We start from the raw sequence: 18,461 nt of genomic DNA, 5'->3' as shown, positions 1-18,461 counted from the left end.
CCACACCTTCACCAGCGCGGGCGAATACTCCGTCACCCTTACTGTCACGGACAACAAGGGCGTCACGGACTTCATCGTCCACAAGGTGACGGCCTCGGCGCCCGCGAACGCGGTGCCCGTGGCGGCTTTCACGTCGCAGGTCCAGAACCTGAAGGTCAGCTTCGACGGATCGGCATCCTCTGATTCGGACGGGACCATCAGCAGTTACGAGTGGGCCTACGGCGACGGCGGCACGGGGACGGGCGCGACGGCGAACCACACCTATGCAACCGCGGGTGACTACGACGCCGTGCTCACGGTGACCGACAACTCCGGAGCGACCAACTCGGTCACGCACCGGGTGACGGCCACCGCGGCGCCAAACACGCCGCCCGTAGCGGCCTTCACCAACTCCGCCGGCAGCCTGCAGGTTTCCTTCGACGGCTCGACGTCGACGGATTCCGACGGGTCGGTCGCCGGCTACGCCTGGGACTTCGGCGACGGGGCAACCGCCACCGGGGTGACCGCTTCACACCGTTACGGCAAGGCCGGAACGTTCACGGTCCGGCTCACGGCTACCGATGATCAGGGTGCCAGTTCCACGAAGTCGGCCCAGGTGGTGGTGACGCAGCGGAGCTTCTCGCAGGATGCATTCTCCCGGACCGTCACCAACGGCTTCGGTTCCGCGGATCAGGGCGGGGCCTGGACAAGCTCGTCCAGCTCCAGCAACTTCTCAGTCACCAACGGAAAGGGGAATATTCGTATGGCGGGTCCGGGATCGGGCCCTTCCATCTTCCAGAAGTCGGCAAGCCAGGCTGATGCCGAGATCCGGGTGAGCGCCGGTGTGGACCGCGCGCCAACAGGCGGCGGAATCAACCTGTCCGTCATTGGCCGCAGCGTCGACGGCCAAGGCGATTACCGTGCCAAGGTGAACCTGCTGGCCAACGGGGGAGTCACCCTGGGCCTGTTCCGCGTCAACACTTCCGGGGTCGGCACCATGGTGGCCGCCGAGTCGGTAGTCCCGGGTCTCACCTATCAGGTTGGCGATGTCCTGAACATGCGCGTGCAGGTGACAGGAACGTTCCCGACGACGGTCAAGGCCAAGGTCTGGAAGGCCGGCACCACCGAGCCCGCGACCTGGACGAAGATGGGTGCTGACTCCACAGCGGGTCTGCAGGCCGCCGGTTATGGCGGACTATTTTCCTATCTCTCCAGCTCGGCAACAGTGGCGCCCGTAGTGGCCTCCTGGGACAACTGGTGGGCCGGGGAGAGCGCCGACCAGTAGCCGGCGCCCCACCCAGCTGAAGCCTCAGGCGGGTTCGCCCGCCTGAGGCTTCGGCCACCCGGCCAGCTTTGTCGCCTGAAATAGCGACGAATTACTTATCCAAGGAAGGACCAAAATGTCTAATGCAGTGAACATTTCCCGCCAGGGATCCATTCACGATTTCCGGGCGGCATTAGAGTCGCTGAGGACTGCGCAAAAAACCTCAAAAGGGGCTCCAGCGTACTCTCGCTACATTAATCGTCCCCTGGGCCGTCCCCTTGCTGCGCTGGCATTTGCCTGGAAGATGACTCCTAATCAGGTGACAGCAATAAGTGCGGTCATGACGTTCTTTGGACTGCTCATTGTGGCCGTCACGCCGCCCCGGGCGTTCACGGCGCTCGCAGCGGTATTGCTGCTGGTGGCCGGGTACGCCCTCGATTCGGCAGACGGTCAACTGGCCCGTTTGCGCGGCGGCGGCAGCTTCGCCGGGGAATGGCTGGACCACGTGGTGGATGCCTTCAAGGCCAGCCTCCTCCACATCACGGTTCTCCTTTGCTGGTGGCAGTTTTACGATCTGGACGCAGCGTGGTACCTGGTTCCCCTTGCATACACCGTTCTGTCCTCGGTGTTCTTCTTCGCGGTCATCCTCACTGACCAGTTGCGGCGGCAGCACCGCGGAAGTTCTGCGATGTTTCTTCAAGGGGAGGGACACTCGTCAGCCTGGTATTCGCTGGCTGTTGTCCCCACCGACTACGGCCTCATGATCGTGGTCTTCGGCCTTCTTTGGCTTCCGCAGGCCTTCATCACTGTCTACGTCGCGCTGTTCATCGCGAACCTCATTTTTCTCGCTCTGGCGCTGCCGAAGTGGTTTGGTGAAGTACGCGCATTTGCCAAAGCGTAGTCCGGTATTTTCTTCGCATTTTCCCTCGTCAATTACTAGTTTGGATGTAATGCTATGTACTACAAACCCCTGTGGGACGGGAACTGCGATCGGGACAACCTCATGGAGCTATCCGACTATTTGAAGGCTTTTCGGGAACGCTGGCTGTTGATTCTGGTCTGCACCCTGGTTGGAGGCGGGTTGGCGGGCCTAATTACCCAGCGCATCCAGCCCACGTACACCGGAGAAGCGACCCTTTTTCTGAAGGTTGATTCCAAGACAGGTTCCCTTTACGAGCGTTCCCAGTTCGGCCTGCAGCGGGTCAAGTCGTATCCCGCCGTCGTTCAGAGCCCCGACGTACTCCTGCCGGTTATGGCGGAGCTCAAACTTGGCGGGACCCTGGAGGACCTCCAGGCGCGCGTCTCTGCCACCAACCCCACCAATACGTTCTTCCTGAAAGTGCAGGCCGAGGACAGCTCCGCTGATCAGGCAGCAGCCGTGGCCAACGCGGTGGCCAAAAACCTGGCCGTGCAAGTCGCGGTTTTGGAAACGGCCAAAGGCGAGGCTGCCTCCGCCGTCTCCCTGGTGCAGACCGTCCCCGCCTCACCGCCGACCAGCCGGACCTCTCCGAGCCTGGCTCTGAACCTCGCCCTTGGATTGCTGATCGGACTATCGCTGGGGCTTGGGACGGCGGTTGTTGGCAAGCGGTTCGGCCAGCGGATCCGCACCGCCGACGACGTTCGGGCGGCCAGCGATCTGCCGGTTCTGGGGGTGCTGGGACGTAAATCCCGCCGCAGGCCGGTCATTCCGTCCCGGCACCGGTCGGGCCTGGACGAGACGAGGTCCCATCAGGACCTGGTCACCAACTTGCAGCTTGTCGCCGGGGGGCGGCTGCCCAACCTCCTGGTCCTGGTCTCAGAGCTGGATTGGCAGGCGCAGCACAGGCTTCGCCAGGAACTGGCATCGACCCTCGCGGGCACCGGCCGGGCCGTCTGCCTCCTGGAATCCGAGCTGCCGCCCGGTGCCGCCGACGACGGCACGCTGCCGCCCGGCTCCCGCGGCCTCGCTGATCTGCTCAGCGAAAAGTGCGAGGTAGTCGAGGCGCTGATCCCGAGCGCCGACGGCAAGTTCCAGGTCCTGCCGCCAGGCTCCAAGGCTGCAGCGCCCAGCGAATTCGTCATCCAGAAGCGCTTCCCCATGGTGGCCAACCGGCTGCGGGAAAGCTTCGACGTCATCCTGGCGGAGGCCGGTCCACGCTCGGAACCGCTAAGTCTCGCGATGGTGGCCCCGTGTGCGGGCGGCGTTCTCCTGGCCGTCCAGTACTCCAAAACCCGTAAGCGCGAGCTCGCCCGTCTGCTGGCTGAGGTGAAGGCGTTCGGATTGCGGCCGTTGGGCGTTGTGATGACGTCGGTGCCGGGTTCCCGGCGGGTGCCTGTCACCGACGGATGGCGGTCGGGCGACTTCCGCGATACAGACCTGCAGTTTGAACTTCAAAGAGTCCACGAGTATCGGTGATGCCGCCGCTGGCTGGCGCCGCGGCGCCGCCGAGGAGCGCCGCGCCGTACATCGTGTGGCTGTTGACCTTGGCAAGTGTTGTTTCCTGGCGGCGGGGAGTTTATTTCTCCGGCGGCCTGGATCCCGTGGTGGTCATCAAGGGCGCCGTTGGACTTGCGGCACTGGCGGCCGCTGCCTGGAGTTTCCGTCGCGGCGACGGCAAGCTGCGAGCCGGCAGCCGCACCCTGGCCTTCCTTCTGGTCTACGTATCGATCTCGATCCTCGGCGCGATCTCCGACGGCAACCTGCCGGCGTCGCTGATCCTCACTGTCCGGGTGCTGCTCATCGCCGTTTCCATCGTGTTGCTGGCCGGCACGTTTCCGCCCCGGACCCTGGTGCATTCGCTGCTGGCCATGATGGCGCTGGTGGGGCTGTGCGCGACGGCATCAGGGCTTGAAACCATGGGGGCGGAGGGGAGGATCTACGGTGTGTTCCCTCCCCTGAACCCCAACGAAATTTCACTGCTTTGCGGTTTGCCGGCCCTGGGGGTGGTGCACGAGCTGAGTATCGGCACCATGAAGAACAGGGTGGGTCTGCCGCTCCTGGCCGCCCTGCTGGCCGCCGTGTGGATGACCGGGTCCCGGACAGGTTTCTTTGCTTTTGCTGTGGCGTGCGTGCTGATCCTGATGCACGCACGGCGGCTTCGCCTCGGCGCCGGGCTGGCCCTGATCGCCCTTGTTCCGGTTGGTTTCTACGTCCTGACCGAGACCACAGTGGTCTCGAACATCGTGGAGCGTGGAGATGCGGCCGGGGCGGACCTGCTGACACTCAACGCCCGCACGATCGCCTGGGACACGGTGCTCAGCACGCCGGCAGATACCTGGCAGCGCTGGGTCGGTGCCGGGTTGTCCGTAAAACAGGTCGCTGTTGAAGGCCAGTACTGGCAGGACCAGGTGCTGGACAGCAGTTGGATTTCCGCGCTGGCCCAGGCGGGGGTCATCGGCACGGTGGTGCTGGGTGCCTGGTCGCTTTCGGCCGTCCTCGCGAGCCTGTCCGCGAAGAATGTCCGCTCCATCACGACCCCGATCCTGGCCTTCATCCTGATACGGAGCTTCCTCGAAAATGGCCTGGTCGATTCCAACGTGCCCTTCATCGTGTTCCTGACGGTGTCGCTTCTGGTCGAACGTGTCAGGAGTAGCGGCCCGCATCCCGGGGGCGCTCACGTTCCGGGCGGGTTAGGCCGGCCAGGCGCCCAGGTGCTGGATTCCCAGGTTTCTGCCCAGGGCGGCCGCCACAACGCCCGGTAGGGGCTGGCCGAGGGTCGTGTCCCTCGCTGCGACTTCGGAKGTGGGCTGCCAGCCGCTCAGGGCCGGCCGTCCGTCCACGAAGAGGTGGGAGGATTCCTGCCCGGTTGCGGACCTGAAGCCCGGGACGGTGGTGAACACGGCGGGATTGCCCGGCCCCCGCGACCACACGACTACCCACGAGGGGCTGCTGGCCGACGGGCGTTGATAGACATCCCCGTTGGCCGTGATGCCTAGTTGCTCGGCGCTGAACTGATGCGAATAGTCCTCCACGCAGAGGAGGCAATTGCCGGTCCCGCCGGCCAGGATGTTGTTGCGGACGGCGATCCTGGAGTTGATCCACGTCATGGTCGGGTCGGGGAACACCTGCCGGGGGTCGTGGCCGGGCAGCGCACGGTTGCTGGCCCGGCGGCCGTCCTGGACGATATTCAGATTCCGGCTGTTGGCGCTCACCGTGTTGTTCCACAGGTCCACGTTGCTGGTGTCGTTGAGCTTGATGCCGTTGCCCAGGTTCGCGGCGATGTAGTTGTCGGCGACCAGGAATTTGGCCGAGATCTCCATGGTCAGGCCATGCCCCTGATTGGAGACCATGTCATTGCGAGTGATGACACCGTTGTAGACGGATTCGTCAAGCCACAGGCCCGGGCCCGCGTTGCGCACAAACGAACTGTCGCTGACCTTCACCCCGCGGGAGCGTGTCACCTTGAAGCCACCCGACACCGGGGCCTGGTTGAACAGTTCCGTGTTGTTGCCGTAGGCCAGGATCGAGGTGGCCTTGAAGTTGTCCGCCGTGCTAGCGCTGCCGCCCAGCATCCCGTTGCGGGCCAGGGTGAGGTTGCGGAAGGTGATGTTGGCGCCGACCGCGTGGATGCCGGTGCCGGCGTTGTCCGTCACGGCGACGTTTTCGACCGTGACGCCGTCTTTCTCCGCAGTGATCGCGCCCATGTCCGGTATGGACGGCGCAAACCGGCGGAACCCCACTCCGCGGAGTGTGGTGCCGCCGCCCTGCAGTGTCGCGGCCTTGGAAATGTCGCTGGCGCGGACGCTGTGGCCCGTAGGGTTGCTCCCCAGATACAGCTTCCTGGCGGCGTAGTCCACGAAAAAGGTACCGGTCTTGACCTGGTCCAGAGCCTGGACCTGCGGGACGGCTTTCCCGTCGATCCAGACCTGGTCCGGGTGGGCGGCCATCGGGTGGGCCCGGTTGACGAAGGTCCAGTTGGCCGTGCTGCCGTCGGGGGCCCCGCGGGTGTACGTGGGGCTGGCATCGAATCGCGCGGTCCAGCCGCTGGAAACCCAAAGGTTTCCGCTGGCAACCCAGTTCTGCACCGGAACGCTTCCGTCGAACCAGACAGCCTCGTGGGGGTAAGGCTGAATGGTCAGTCTCTTGTTCGCCGGGACAGTTACGCTCTCGTGGTACTGACCTTGCCTGAGAACAATGGTCGAACCGCTGGCGGCCAGGGCGACGGCGCGGGCCACCGTCCGGACGGGCGTTCCCGGGGCGCCGGTTGCGGCGTCGGACCCGCCGGGGGAGACAAATAGCGCGCCTGCCGGCACCGGATACGCCGTCGAACCCACGGCCGGGGATCCTGCCGTCAGGCGGGTCCCGGTGAGGTCCATGGCCGGCTGCGGATCCGTTACCGTCGCAGCCGCGGCCAGCCGCGGCGTCGAAGGCGCCGCCTGCCCCGGGGCCGAGGCCAACAACGGGGCGGCCACGATGAGGGTGAGGGCCGCCGCGCCCGCTACAGGACGCTTTAGGCGCAGCCGGGGTGGGACGTTAAACCTGAGGGTAGCCATACGCAGTCCTTGAGTGAGCAATGGTTGGAGGTGAGACCACAGGAGAGACCGTCCGACGATTGTTGCATGGCGGCGTGGCTACCGGAAGCGGCCTGAAGTCCGGTATCAAGGCGGGGAACGGCCCGAAAAACGACGGCGGACGGTCCGGGGCCGCAGTGTCGGCAAATCTGCGCGCAGGGCCTACGCTGAGGGAATCACGGCGGCTCGAGGCTGGGGAGGAAGCTTTTGGGTTCTGAAGAATGCGCCACTGCGGCGAGCCGGTTGTCCAGGCGCCAGTTGGTGGTGCTGTCTGCAAGCTCAATGATCCTGCTGCCCGTCTGGGCCTGCGCGCCCTCGAAGTCCGGGCCCGACGGCAAGAGTCACACGATCGACGGGCTGCTGCGTTCCAGCCCCTTCTATATCGCTCACCGGGGCTCCGGGGATAACTGGACGGAACACACCGAGGCCGCCTACAGCCAGGCGATCGCGGCAGGGTCGACGGCGATCGAAGTTTCAGTCCACGCCACCAGCGATGGCGTCCTGGTCTGCCACCACGACGAGTCGACCCTGCGGCTGACGGGGCAAGACCACAGGATCAAGGACCTGGACTACCCTGCCGTGGCTGGGCTCCGCGCCGATGCGCGCCAATGGCTGGGCCCCGCGGCCGCGCCCCAGCCCATTCCCAGGCTGAGGGACGTCCTGGATGCCCACGCCGCCACGCATGTGATCTTCATCGAAGACAAGCAGGGCACCAACACCAAGCAGCTCCTGGACCTGATGGACAGCTACCCGCACGCCACTGAACATTTCGTGTGGAAACAACCCGCGGCGTCGCCGTCCTACCGGCAGGCACAGGACCGGGGCTACAAAACCTGGGGATACTTCATGGACGGCTCGGACGGCCAGTTCGACCGGTACGCCCGCAGGCACGACCTGCTCGGCATCTTCCACAACGCTACCGACGATGAGATCCGGCAGCTGGCCGCCTTCGGGAAACCGACAATTTGCTGGGAAGTCCACACCCGGTGGATGCGTGAGCGGCTGACGGGCCTGGGCGTCCACGGGATGATGTGTTCAAACATCCCCTATGTCACGGGTGGCGCCGCGTTGGGCGTCGCCGATGCCTTCGGCACGGGATTACGCGCCGCAGGTGACCTGCCGTCCAACATCAACTGGACAGCCCAACCGCTGATCAGAGCGGACACCCAATCCGTCCTCCTGGCCAGTAACCCGCCGCTGAGTTACTGCCTGGGATCCATGGCGCCAGTGGCGGGCGGGACCTACACCGTCGCCTTCCACATGCGGTGGCCGGAAGAACCATCCGCCCAGGCCCGGGCAGGGCTTGCCTTCGGGCAGCACAGTGACGCTCCATACGTACCCACCACGTCGGGGCCCTCTGGTTACCACGTGACAATGGACCCATCGGGGGATTTGGCCCTGTTCCGCCGGGCGGAAGATGCCTCCGAAAGCACGAAGTTGGCCAGGGTCCATACGGCTCCCCCCGTTGCCGGGGAATGGATGGAATTCCAAGTGGACGTGTCGCCCGATTCAATCCGCATTGCGCGGCTGGACGGGGGCCGCGCCGTCGCATCCGTCGACGACACGTCCGAAAAGGGAAAGTATTTCTCCCTCTGCAAAAACTACGGCGGCCAGCCGGGGGTGGAATTCCGGCGCGTGACAGTGAGCGTTGGATAAGCGAGAATCCTGCTAGAAAAGCGTGAGGCATTACTCCGACCCCTTCAGGGAAAGGCAGCTTTCGTGCGGATACTCTTCGATGGACATTGGTGGATCGACGGGCCGGCCTCGAACCGGGAAGTCCTCCGGCAAATAGTTGTGACGTGGATCCGCGACTACGTCGATGACGAGATTGTGCTGGCCGTGCCGCGGAAGCACGTCAGCGCGGTGCAGAACGAACTCGGCCCCTCGGCCAGGGTGGTTCCGTCGCGGCTGGTCCCGCACGGCGCCAGTGCGATTCTTGAATTGCCACTCTTGAACCTGCGGCATAAGGCCGACCTGATGATCGCGCACAATTTCGCTCCGGCCTTTGGCCCATCGGTGGTGTTTATCCACGATTTCCTCTTTTTGACCAATCCGCAGTGGTTCACCTTTGCGGAGCGGCGGTACTTCGGTTTTATGCCGCTGCTGGCCCGCCGCGCAAAGATGATTTTCACGTCGTCGAAGAATGAGGCGCAAAGGATCCGGCGCTTCGCGAAGAGGGGCAAACCGGTTCATCCGATCGGGCTCGGTCCCAACATTGGGGTTGTCCATGCCGAACCTCGGCCGGTCCCTGACCTTGCGGGGCTCCGCGGGTTCATCCTGTCCGTGGGGCGCCTCAACATCCGCAAGAACCTGGGCATGACCCTGGACGCGGCCCTTGAGTCGGGCCGGATCTCAGCAGAGTACCCGCTGGTGGTTGTGGGCGCTGAATCGGGGAAAGGTGCGGAGTTTTCCCCGCGGCTCCGCGAAGCGGTCGAGTCGGGGGCGATCCGTTTTCTCGGCTACACCTCCAACGAAGAGCTGGCGTGGCTGTACTCCACTGCGGATGCTTTTATCTTCCTGTCCCTTGATGAGGGATTCGGCATGCCGCTGCTGGAGGCGCTCTCCTTCGGGACCAAAGTGCTGGCCAGCGACATCCCCGTGTTCAGGGAGATTATGGGCGACGCCGCAATGTTCGTTGATCCCACCGACCTGGCCGCCGCGTCCGCCGGCATCAGATCGGTCCTCGACGCCGAGCCGGATCCGGCCAGCGCGGCGCGGGTGCTGGCTAACTACTCCTGGGCCGGCACTGTCCGGAGGATGCGCCAGCACGTCAGCGGCACGGGTTCCGATCCGTCCGCGTCTCGCACTGATTCCCCGGCCAATCCCGGACCGGCCGGGTAACTCTTCGATAAAGGCCCGCCGCGCAGGGGACTCAGGGCCGGCTTTGCTCGATACGCTGAAGGGGATAGCTGCAGTCTCCGGGGAACGGGCTACGTCCATCAGCCGCCTAGCGAGGAGTCCCGTTGGCTTTTGCAGAGTACGACGTCGTGATCCAGCGCGACGCGTTGAGCGTGTATTACTTCCTGCTGGATCCAGGGAACCTCCCGGCCTGGCGCGACGGCATCCGCGGCGTTGAATTGATCTCCGGCGCAGCGTGCTCCGCCGGTGCCATCTACCGCCCGCTCCTGGCCGGCGCCGGATTCCGGCCCGCAGCGGCGGACTTCGAACTCACGGCCACCCGGCCGGGTGCCGAGATCCAGTTCCAGGTGGTGGTGGGACAGGCCCGTCCGCACGGCGGCTACTACCTCAGCACCGAGCGCGGCGGCACCCGAGTCCGGTTTGCGCTCCGTTACCGGCCCTCGGCGGCCGAGTTTCTCTCCTACGGCAGGCTCCGCCGCGCCATGAAGGCCGAGGTCGCGCAGCTGGAGCGGCTCAAGACGGTGCTGGAAGCGCAGCGGGCCGCCGCCTAGGGGCGCGCGGCGGTAACACTGGACGCACGGCTACGGCCCGGCGATTACTGCGGTACTTTTGATCCTGTGCTGATCTCAGACCGCGACATTCGTACCGAAATCGATTCCCACCGGATTGTGCTGGAGCCCTTCGACCCGGACATGGTCCAGCCGTCGTCGGTGGACGTGCGGATCGACCGCTTCTTCCGGTTGTTCGACAACCACAAGTACGCACACATCGACCCGTCCGAAGACCAGCCGGAACTGACCCGGCTGGTGGAGGTCGACTCCGGCGAGCCGTTTATCCTGCACCCGGGCGAGTTCGTGCTCGGCTCCACCTACGAGACCGTCACGCTCCCGGACGACATTGCCGCCCGGCTGGAGGGTAAATCCTCGCTGGGCCGGCTGGGCCTGCTGACCCACTCCACCGCCGGGTTCATCGATCCCGGTTTCTCCGGCCACGTCACCCTGGAACTGTCCAACATGGCGACGCTGCCCATCAAGCTGTGGCCGGGCATGAAAATCGGGCAGCTATGCTTCTTCCGCCTGAGCTCTGCCGCCGAGCACCCGTACGGGTCCGGCGAGTACGGGAACCGCTACCAGGGCCAGCGCGGCCCGACGGCGAGCCGCAGCCACCTGAACTTCCACCGCACCGACATCTAGCCGGCGCCGGTTCCTAAGCGACCGGCCGGACCGGCAATCCGGCACGTTTGGCCGGGCGCCGCAGGACCTTCACGATCGGTTCCACGAAGCGGGCGGCCAACGGACCCATCACGGCCATGATCAGGACGTAGGCCGTGGCCAGGGCGGCCAGTTCACGGGGGACCACCCCGGATGCCACGGCGAGCCCGGCGATCACGATCGAGAACTCCCCGCGGGCGATCAGTGCGGCCCCGGCACGGAAGCGGCCGGGGAGCGCGATCCCGGCCCGCTTGGCTGCCCACACCCCGGTGATCATCTTGGTCGCGGCCGTCAGCACGGCCAGCGCCAGCGCCCACCCGAGCACCGGCGGGATGGAGGTGGGGTCCGTGTTGAGGCCGAAAACGACGAAGAAGATCGCCGCGAAAAGGTCGCGCAGCGGCTCGAGGATCCGGGTTGCACTGTGCGCGGTGGCGCCGGAAATCGCGATGCCCAGCATAAAGGCGCCCACGGCGGCGGAGACCTGCATGGCGGCGGCCAGCCCGGCGACGAGCAGCGCGGCGCCCAGCAGGTTGAGCAAGAAAACCTCGGAGTTTTCGCTGTGCACTGCTTTGGACACGTGGTGCCCGTGCCGCAGTGCAACCACGAGCACCAGGGTGACGACGGCGAGGGAGATCCCGACGGTCTGCAGGCCCACGAGGAACGTGACCCCGGCCAGGGTGGCCGTCAGGATCGGCAGGTAAATGGCCATCGCGAGGTCCTCGAAGACGAGGATGGACAGGATGACCGGTGTTTCGCGGTTACCGATCCGGCCAAGGTCCGTGATGACTTTCGCGGCGATGCCGGACGAGGAAATGTACGTGACGCCGCCCATGACCATGGCGCCCACCAGCCCCCAGCCCAGCATCACGGCAAGGCCCGCTCCCGGAAGGAAGTTCAGGACGAGGTCCAGCACGCCGGCCTGCCAGGAGCGGCGTAGGCCGGTCACGAGCTCCGCCGCCGTATATTCCAATCCGAGCATAAGCAGGAGGAGGATAACGCCGATCTCGCTCGAGAGGTGCGCGAACTCGTGCATTCCCTCCAGCTTGACCAGGCCGCCCGCGCCGAAGAACAGGCCCCCGATCAAATAGAGGGGGATGGGAGACATGCCGATCCGCCCGGCCAGCCTGGCCAGCAGGCCAAGACAGAACACGACGGCCCCCAGTTCGATGAGGGTCAGGGCGAGCGGATCCATGCCGCTTATCCGTTGCGCAGGATGCCGGCTGCCGTATCCAGGCCTTCTTGGGTGCCAACGGCCACGAGCAGGTCGCCCGGATGCAGGACGACGTCGGGGCCAGGCGAAGGGAGCACTTCACCCTCGCGCATGATGGCCACGATCGAGACGCCACTGCGGGTACGGATGCAGGCCTTGCCCATGGGCTGGTTCTGGAAGGGGGAGTCGGCGCCGATGGAAAATTGCCGGGTGACGATGCCGGGGACCTCGCGGTGGGCCTCGGAGAGCTGCATTGCCAGGCGCTGTCCGCCGAGCAGGTTACCGAGGGCAGCGGCCTCGTCGGCCGTCAGCGGGATGGAGGCCTGGCAGGTGTCCGGGTCGTCCCAGGTCGAGACGATCAGCTCGGTCTGGCCTTCGCGGTATTCGACGACGCCGATCCGGCGCCCCGAGGCGGTCATGAAGTCCTTGCGCCGGCCGAGGCCGGGCAGGTCTGTCTCATCCACGTTCATGCCTCCAGCCTAGTGCGCCGACCCGGATTTCGGGCAGCTTCAGGCCTCGGGTACCACCGCGATCTCCGTCTTGCCGGGCGCTTTGACCGGTAGCAGCACGAGCAGCCCGGCGAGCAGGACCACCATGATGCCCAGGATGCCCCAGCGCTGCGCTTCGCCGGGAGCAACAAGGGGCGTGGCGACGGTGATGCATAGCGTAAACAGCGCAGGGGCCAGGAAGCTCACGGCCCGGCCGGTGGTCGCGTACAGGCCGAAGAGCTCCCCCGACTCGCCGTGCGGGGCGAGCCTAGCCAGATAGGCGCGGGAGCAGGACTGCGCCGGACCGACAAAAAGGCACAGGAACAGCCCGAACACCCAGAACGTCGTGCTCCCGGCCCAGTCCATGCCGAAGAAGGAATACTTCCCGTTGCCGAGGATGAGGATGACGCTCCCGGAGACCAGCAACCCGGCCAGCKAGCCAATGATGACCGCCTTGGGTCCCACCTTGTCGTCGAGGAACCCGCCCAGCAGGGCCCCGGCGGCGGCCACGATGTTGCCGAAGATGGCGAAGAAGATCACCTGTTTGAGTTCGAAGCCAAAGGTCCCGGCGGCGATGATGCCGCCAAAGGTGAACACGGCGGCGAGCCCGTCGCGGAAAATGGCGCTGGCCAGCAGGAAGTAGATGGTGTGCGGGCTGGTCCGGTAGATGGCGCGGATCCGGCGGCCCAGCAGGCCGTAGGACGCGAAGAACCCCAGGTTGGAGTGCCGGGCCTTGGGTACCTCGGGCACCGCGAACATCACGGGGATGGCGAAGACCAGGAACCAGAGCGCGGAGAACACGGCGACGAGGCGGATGTTCAGGCCGTCCTGCGTGGAGGCGCCCACCCAGTCGATGGTCGGCTGGACGAAGAGCTGCAGCACGATCAGCAGCGCGACAATTCCGCCGAGGTAGCCGGAGGCCCAGCCGAAGCCGCTGATCTTGCCGATGTTTGCGGGGGTGGAGATTTGGGCGAGCATGGCGTTGTAGTTGACGCCGGCGAATTCGAAGAACACGTTGCCGAGCGCAATCAGTGTCACGCCCAGCAGCAGGAACTCGGGGCGGGGGAAGACAAAGAAGCAGAGGCCGGTCAGGAGCGCGACGGCGGCCGTGTTGACGCCGAGCCAGAGTTTCCGCCGGCCGCCGGTGTCCGAGCGCTGGCCGGTGACCGGTGCCAGCAGGGCGATGGCCGCCCCGGCGATCGCGAGGGCCGAGCCCAGGACGGCGGAGGCCTGGTCCTCGCCGCCGAAGGCCTTGGAGGTCAGGTAGACCGTGAACACGAAGGTGGTCATCACGGCGTTGAAGGCCGCGGAGCCCCAGTCCCACGCAGCCCAGGCAAGGACGCGGCCCTTGCCCGTGGCATGCGCGCCGGACTCGAGTTCCGAAGCAGGGCGCGTGGCCTGGGGTATGGCGGAGTTCATAGCCTGATGGTAGCCGTCCGCATGCCGGGGCCTTGGAACCAACGGCCCTGACGCCGGCGGGTCCTCGGCGAGTGCGGGGAGGCGGCCGCCGCGGGTGGTCTGGCCCGTCACGGTCAAAACAATTTGTCAACGCTTGGTAAACTAGCCGCACCGAACCTAACCAATTGCCCCGCCTGCTCCAACTTTTTGATAATCGCATTCCCGACGTTGCGGAGATACCAGTGATCACAGTCCTTGCCGTGCACTTCGCGGTGGCTGCTGTGGCCCCGTTCCTCTTCCGCAGACTCGGTAGAAACGCGTTCTTCGCGCTGGCGGCGGTGCCCGCGGGTTCCTTTGTGTGGCTGGTCTTCCAGCACGGAATGGTCTATTCGGCCGCCGGGTCAACCGCGGTGTCCATCCCGTGGATCCCTGACCTGAGCCTGGAGCTGGCCTTCCGCATGGACGCCCTGGCCTGGGTCATGTCCCTGCTGATCCTGGGCGTCGGCACCCTGGTCCTGGTTTACTGCGCGCGCTATTTCAAAGACAAAGACAGCTACCTGGGCGGGTTCGGCGCCCAACTGCTGGCCTTCGCCGGTGCGATGTTCGGCCTGGTCACCGCCGATGACCTGCTCCTGATGTTCATCTTCTGGGAACTGACCACGGTCCTGTCCTACCTGCTGATCGGCTACGCCCGCACCCGCCTCTCGGCCCGGCGATCGGCGCTGCAGGCGCTGGTGGTCACCACCGCCGGCGGCCTCGCGATGCTGGTCGGGCTGATCATGCTGGGCGCGACGGCAGGCACCTACCGGATCTCCACGATCCTGCAGATGGCGCCGGACCTGGTGGCCGGCCCGGCGGCGGCGGCCGTGGCCGCCGCCGTCGTCCTTGTCCTGGTGGGCGCCATCACCAAGTCCGCCCTGGTGCCCTTCCACTTCTGGCTCCCCGGGGCGATGGCGGCGCCGACGCCGGTCAGCGCCTACCTGCACGCCGCCGCCATGGTGAAGGCCGGGATCTACCTTGTGGCCCGGCTGGCTCCCGGTTTCGCCGAGACGGCGTACTGGCTTCCGGTGGTGCTGGGCCTGGGCCTGGCGACCATGCTGGTGGGCGGGTACCGCGCCCTGCGGCAGACGGACATCAAACTCATCCTCGCCTACGGCACAGTCAGCCAGCTGGGCTTCCTGACCATGGTGGTCGGCCTCGGCAAACCGGATGCGGCGCTCGCCGGGCTCGCCCTCCTGCTGGCCCACGGCCTCTTCAAAGCCACACTGTTCCTGGTGGTCGGCATCATCGACCACCAGGCCGGGACCCGCGACATCCGCAAGCTCTCGGGCGTCTACCAGTCCTCCCGTGCGCTGGCCGTGGTGGCGGCGATCGGCGCTGCTTCGATGGCCGGTGTCCCGCCCCTGGCCGGCTTCGTGGCGAAGGAATCGGTCTTCGAGGCCTTCGTGCACCACTCCGGCGCCGGGACCGGACCGTGGGGACTCGTGCTCCTTAGTGGCCTGGTGCTCGGTTCCATCCTGACGTTCGCCTACAGTGCCCGGTTCATGTGGGGCGCCTTCGCGGTCAAGCCCGGCGTGCCGGCCACCCCGTTCAAAGCGATCCAACCCGCCTTCCTGGCCACCCCCGCCCTGCTCAGCCTCCTGACCGTGGTTTACGGCGTGTGGCCGGACCCGGTGGACGGCTGGATCCAGCCGTACGCTGCGCTCTTTTCCGGCCATGCCGGTGCCGCCGGCGGTGAGGCCGACGCCGGCCACCTGGCACTATGGCACGGCCTCACCCCGGCCCTGGGGCTGACTGCCGTCACGTTCGCCCTCGGCCTGGCGATGTTCTACGGCCGCAACGCCGTCTCCCGGGTGCAGGCCCTGGTCCCCGGCTGGGTCGACGGCGACCGCGCCTACCAGCTGACCATCGGCGCCCTCGACGACGCCGCCGTGTGGATCACCGGCCGCACCCAGCGGGGCTCGCTCTACTTCTACCTGGCGGTCATCCTGACCGTCGCCTTCGCCCTGCCGCTCACGGCGCTGGTCCTGGCCAACAAGCCCCTGCCCGACGGCCTGTACTTCATCGATCCCGGCTCGCCGCTGCAGCTTGTGGCCGGCGCCGGCATCGTGATCGGTGCGCTCGCCGCCGTCCGGGCCAACAAACGGTTCCTGGCCGTGCTGATGGTGTCGGTCACCGGCTACGGGATCGCCCTGATGTTCGCGCTGCAAGGCGCGCCGGACCTGGCCCTGACGCAGATGCTGGTGGAGACCATCATCCTGGTGGCCTTCGTCCTCGCCATGCGCAGCCTGCCGGCCGAACTCCGGGACCGCACCGGCGGCAAATACCGGGTGGTCCGCGTGATCATCGGCGCGGCCTTCGGGATCACGATGATCTTCGTGGCGATCTACGCCCTGGGCGCCCGGGTCGCGACGCCGGTCTCCCTGGAGTTCCCGCGCCTGGCCTACGAGGGCGGCGGGGGACTGAACGTGGTCAACGTGACTCTCGTGGACATCCGGGCGTGGGACACCTTCGGCGAAATCTCCGTGCTGGCCCTCGCCGCCACCGGCGTCGCCAGCCTGATCTTCGTCCGCGGCCGCGGCGACCGCATCGGCCCCGCCTCCTCGGTGGCAGAAGGAACCGTCGGCCGCAGGACCCGCGTGCCGGCGCATACCAGGGACAACGCGGCCCTCGCCATGAGCCGCCGTTTCGCGGCGTCCACCCGGGACGCCTGGCTGGTGGCCGGCCGGACCATGGCGCCCGAACGCCGCTCCATCATCTTCGAAGTCATCACCCGGCTGATCTTCCACTCCATGATCGTGTTCTCGATCTACCTGCTGCTCGCCGGGCACAACCTGCCCGGCGGCGGGTTCGCCGGCGGGCTGATGGCCGGCCTGGCGCTGACCATCCGCTACCTCGCGGGCGGCCGCTTCGAACTGCGCGAGGCCACCCCAGTCAGCGCCGGTGCGCTGCTGGGCATCGGGCTGGCGACCRCCGCCGCGTCCGGTGTGGCACCGCTCCTCCTGGGTGGCCAGGTCTTCCAAAGCGCCGTGATCGAACTCTGGCTGCCGGTCTTCGGCGACATCAAGTTCGTCACCTCCACCATTTTCGACATCGGCGTGTACGTTGTGGTGGTCGGCCTGGCCCTGGACGTGCTGCGCAGCCTGGGCGCCGAAATCGACGAGCACTTCGAAGAGGAACCCGAGGACGGCCCCGGCGAATCGTCCGGCGCCCCGGAGACCGACGGCCTCGCGGCCGAAACCACCGCGAAGGGCATCTCATGAACGTCAATCTGACCTTGCTGACGGTCATGGGCGCGTTGTACGCCTGCGGCATCTACCTGATCCTGGAGCGCAGCCTGACCCGGGTCCTGCTGGGCCTGATGCTGCTGGCCAACGCCACCAACCTGCTGATCCTGGCGACCGGCGGGTACGCGGGCCTGGCCCCGCTGTACAGCAAGGGCACCGCCGCGGGGGATTACAGCGACCCGCTGCCGCAGGCCCTGATCCTGACCTCGATCGTGATCTCCTTCGCCGTCACGGCCTTTATGTTGGGCATCATCTACCGCACCTGGGTGCTGGCCCGGCAGGACGAGATCCAGGACGACGCCGAAGACCGCCGCGTGGCCGAGACACCCAGCTTCGACGCCGAGGACGACGCCGTCATCCCCGTCGAAACCTCGGAATTCCCCCTGGTGGGCGGTGTGGACGGCGTAGAGACCGTGCAGGCCGGCCCCCGGCCGATGCCGGCCGCCGCAGCCGCGGCGGAGGAACAACCCGGTTCCCGCAACATCACCCCCGGCCCGGAAGGAGGGACCAAGTGAACATCGCAAGCTTTGCCCCGCTCGCCGTCGTCCTCCCGATCCTGGGCGCCGCCCTGACCTTCCTGCTGATCCGGCATCCCCGGGCCCAGCGCACCGTCAGCATCGCCCTGCTCTCGCTCACCCTGCTGCTGGAGTGCCTGTTGCTGGCCTCCGTCTGGCAGGGCGGGACAGCATCGGTCAACATCGGCGGCTGGCTGCCGCCCTGGGGCATCGTGCTGGTGGTGGACCAGTTCTCCTCGCTAATGCTGGTGGTCTCCTCCACCATCAGCCTCGCCGTGCTGGTCTACGCCACCGGCCAGGGCATGGCCGACGGCGACAGCGACGCACCCGTGTCGATATTCCACCCCACCTACCTGATCCTGGTGGCAGGCGTGTCCAACGCCTTCCTCTCCGGGGACCTCTTCAACCTGTACGTGGGCTTCGAGATCCTGCTGACGGCCAGCTACGTGCTGATGACCCTCGGCGGAACGGGGCCGCGGATCCGCGCCGGCGTGACCTACGTGGTGGTCTCCGTGGTGTCCTCGGTGCTGTTCCTTATCGCGATCGCGATGATCTACGGCGCCACCGGCACCATCAACATGGCGGACCTGGCCATCAAGCTAATGGAGCTGGACCAGGGCACCAGGAACCTGCTGCACGTGCTGCTGCTGGTGGCGTTCGGCATCAAGGCGGCCGTGTTCCCGCTCAGTTTCTGGCTCCCCGACTCGTACCCGACGGCGCCGGCGCCGGTGACCGCCGTGTTCGCAGGCCTGCTCACCAA

15 protein-coding genes are annotated in these 18,461 nt (G+C 66.4%); 11 read left to right on the top strand and 4 right to left on the bottom strand.

All coding sequences use genetic code 11. The annotated features are described in order from the left end of the window. From AC1DHD_RS05120 to AC1DHD_RS05105, 4 genes are all read left to right on the top strand, one after another. Positions 1–1,264 (top strand): PKD domain-containing protein (locus tag AC1DHD_RS05120; RefSeq protein WP_476878667.1); only part of this gene is annotated, 1,264 nt, incomplete at its 5' end. Between the two features lie 115 nt (positions 1,265–1,379). Continuing rightward, complete coding sequence (locus AC1DHD_RS05115) at positions 1,380–2,144, top strand: CDP-alcohol phosphatidyltransferase family protein (RefSeq protein WP_476878666.1); 765 nt, start codon at positions 1,380–1,382, stop codon at positions 2,142–2,144. 54 nt (positions 2,145–2,198) lie between these two features. Beyond that, positions 2,199–3,638 carry a Wzz/FepE/Etk N-terminal domain-containing protein gene (locus tag AC1DHD_RS05110; protein WP_476878665.1) on the top strand — a complete coding sequence of 480 codons (1,440 nt, stop codon included), beginning with the start codon at positions 2,199–2,201 and terminating at the stop codon, positions 3,636–3,638. A gap of 68 nt (positions 3,639–3,706) precedes the next feature. Next, positions 3,707–4,924, top strand: a complete 1,218-nt coding sequence (locus AC1DHD_RS05105; protein WP_476878664.1) for an O-antigen ligase family protein — start codon at positions 3,707–3,709, stop codon at positions 4,922–4,924. On the opposite strand, the gene AC1DHD_RS05100 is transcribed toward AC1DHD_RS05105, so the two are convergent. After that, positions 4,853–6,715 (bottom strand): right-handed parallel beta-helix repeat-containing protein, encoded by a 1,863-nt coding sequence (locus AC1DHD_RS05100; RefSeq protein WP_476878663.1) that lies wholly within the window; start codon positions 6,713–6,715, stop codon positions 4,853–4,855. The genes AC1DHD_RS05105 and AC1DHD_RS05100 overlap by 72 nt on opposite strands. Before the next feature lie 279 nt (positions 6,716–6,994). Here AC1DHD_RS05100 and AC1DHD_RS05095 point away from each other — a divergent pair, with 279 nt between their 5' ends. The 4 genes from AC1DHD_RS05095 to dcd all read left to right on the top strand — a co-directional run bounded on the left by AC1DHD_RS05095 (position 6,995) and on the right by dcd (position 10,785). Next, on the top strand, positions 6,995–8,389 hold the full coding sequence (locus tag AC1DHD_RS05095; RefSeq protein ID WP_476878662.1) for a glycerophosphodiester phosphodiesterase: 1,395 nt from the start codon (positions 6,995–6,997) through the stop codon (positions 8,387–8,389). Between the two features lie 138 nt (positions 8,390–8,527). After that, positions 8,528–9,574: a glycosyltransferase family 4 protein gene (locus AC1DHD_RS05090; RefSeq protein WP_476878661.1), complete on the top strand. Its 1,047-nt coding sequence runs from the start codon at positions 8,528–8,530 to the stop codon at positions 9,572–9,574. A 122-nt stretch (positions 9,575–9,696) separates the two neighbouring features. After that, entirely contained in the window at positions 9,697–10,143 is a 447-nt protein-coding gene (locus AC1DHD_RS05085; protein WP_476878660.1) for an SRPBCC family protein, read from the top strand. Positions 10,144–10,209: 66 nt separating this feature from the next. Then, positions 10,210–10,785: a dCTP deaminase gene (dcd, locus tag AC1DHD_RS05080; protein WP_476878659.1), complete on the top strand. Its 576-nt coding sequence runs from the start codon at positions 10,210–10,212 to the stop codon at positions 10,783–10,785. 13 nt (positions 10,786–10,798) lie between these two features. On the opposite strand, the gene AC1DHD_RS05075 is transcribed toward dcd, so the two are convergent. Genes AC1DHD_RS05075 through AC1DHD_RS05065 form a run of 3 tightly spaced genes read right to left on the bottom strand, consistent with a single transcriptional unit; the run spans position 10,799 to position 13,920 of the window. Further along, on the bottom strand, positions 10,799–11,995 hold the full coding sequence (locus AC1DHD_RS05075; RefSeq protein ID WP_476878658.1) for a cation:proton antiporter: 1,197 nt from the start codon (positions 11,993–11,995) through the stop codon (positions 10,799–10,801). Between the two features lie 5 nt (positions 11,996–12,000). Then, positions 12,001–12,483, bottom strand: a complete 483-nt coding sequence (locus tag AC1DHD_RS05070; RefSeq protein WP_476878657.1) for a cation:proton antiporter regulatory subunit — start codon at positions 12,481–12,483, stop codon at positions 12,001–12,003. A gap of 39 nt (positions 12,484–12,522) precedes the next feature. Further along, positions 12,523–13,920, bottom strand: a complete 1,398-nt coding sequence (locus AC1DHD_RS05065) for an MFS transporter (protein ID WP_476878656.1) — start codon at positions 13,918–13,920, stop codon at positions 12,523–12,525. Between the two features lie 221 nt (positions 13,921–14,141). On the opposite strand from AC1DHD_RS05065, the gene AC1DHD_RS05060 reads away from it, so the two are divergent. The 3 genes from AC1DHD_RS05060 to AC1DHD_RS05050 form a co-directional block, all read left to right on the top strand. Further along, entirely contained in the window at positions 14,142–17,162 is a 3,021-nt protein-coding gene (locus AC1DHD_RS05060; RefSeq protein WP_476878655.1) for a Na+/H+ antiporter subunit A, read from the top strand. Beyond that, positions 17,159–17,701, top strand: coding sequence for a Na(+)/H(+) antiporter subunit C (locus tag AC1DHD_RS05055; RefSeq protein ID WP_476878654.1), 543 nt, complete (start codon positions 17,159–17,161; stop codon positions 17,699–17,701). The genes AC1DHD_RS05060 and AC1DHD_RS05055 overlap by 4 nt, the downstream gene beginning before the upstream one ends. Beyond that, positions 17,698–18,461 (top strand): proton-conducting transporter transmembrane domain-containing protein (locus AC1DHD_RS05050; protein WP_476878653.1); only part of this gene is annotated, 764 nt, incomplete at its 3' end. The genes AC1DHD_RS05055 and AC1DHD_RS05050, both read left to right, overlap by 4 nt.

This window comes from Arthrobacter sp. 05L45_2, from assembly GCF_056397525.1.
This window is presented reverse-complemented; position numbering and strand designations above follow the sequence as displayed.

What these genes read in the sequence shown, in the direction of transcription:
- AC1DHD_RS05070 (WP_476878657.1), bottom strand. Translation starts at nt 12,483, where the DNA reads ATGAACGTGGATGAGACAGACCTGCCCGGCCTCGGCCGGCGCAAGGAC.
- AC1DHD_RS05110 (WP_476878665.1), top strand. Translation starts at nt 2,199, where the DNA reads ATGTACTACAAACCCCTGTGGGACGGGAACTGCGATCGGGACAACCTC.
- AC1DHD_RS05055 (WP_476878654.1), top strand. Translation starts at nt 17,159, where the DNA reads ATGAACGTCAATCTGACCTTGCTGACGGTCATGGGCGCGTTGTACGCC.
- AC1DHD_RS05075 (WP_476878658.1), bottom strand. Translation starts at nt 11,995, where the DNA reads ATGGATCCGCTCGCCCTGACCCTCATCGAACTGGGGGCCGTCGTGTTC.
- AC1DHD_RS05115 (WP_476878666.1), top strand. Translation starts at nt 1,380, where the DNA reads ATGTCTAATGCAGTGAACATTTCCCGCCAGGGATCCATTCACGATTTC.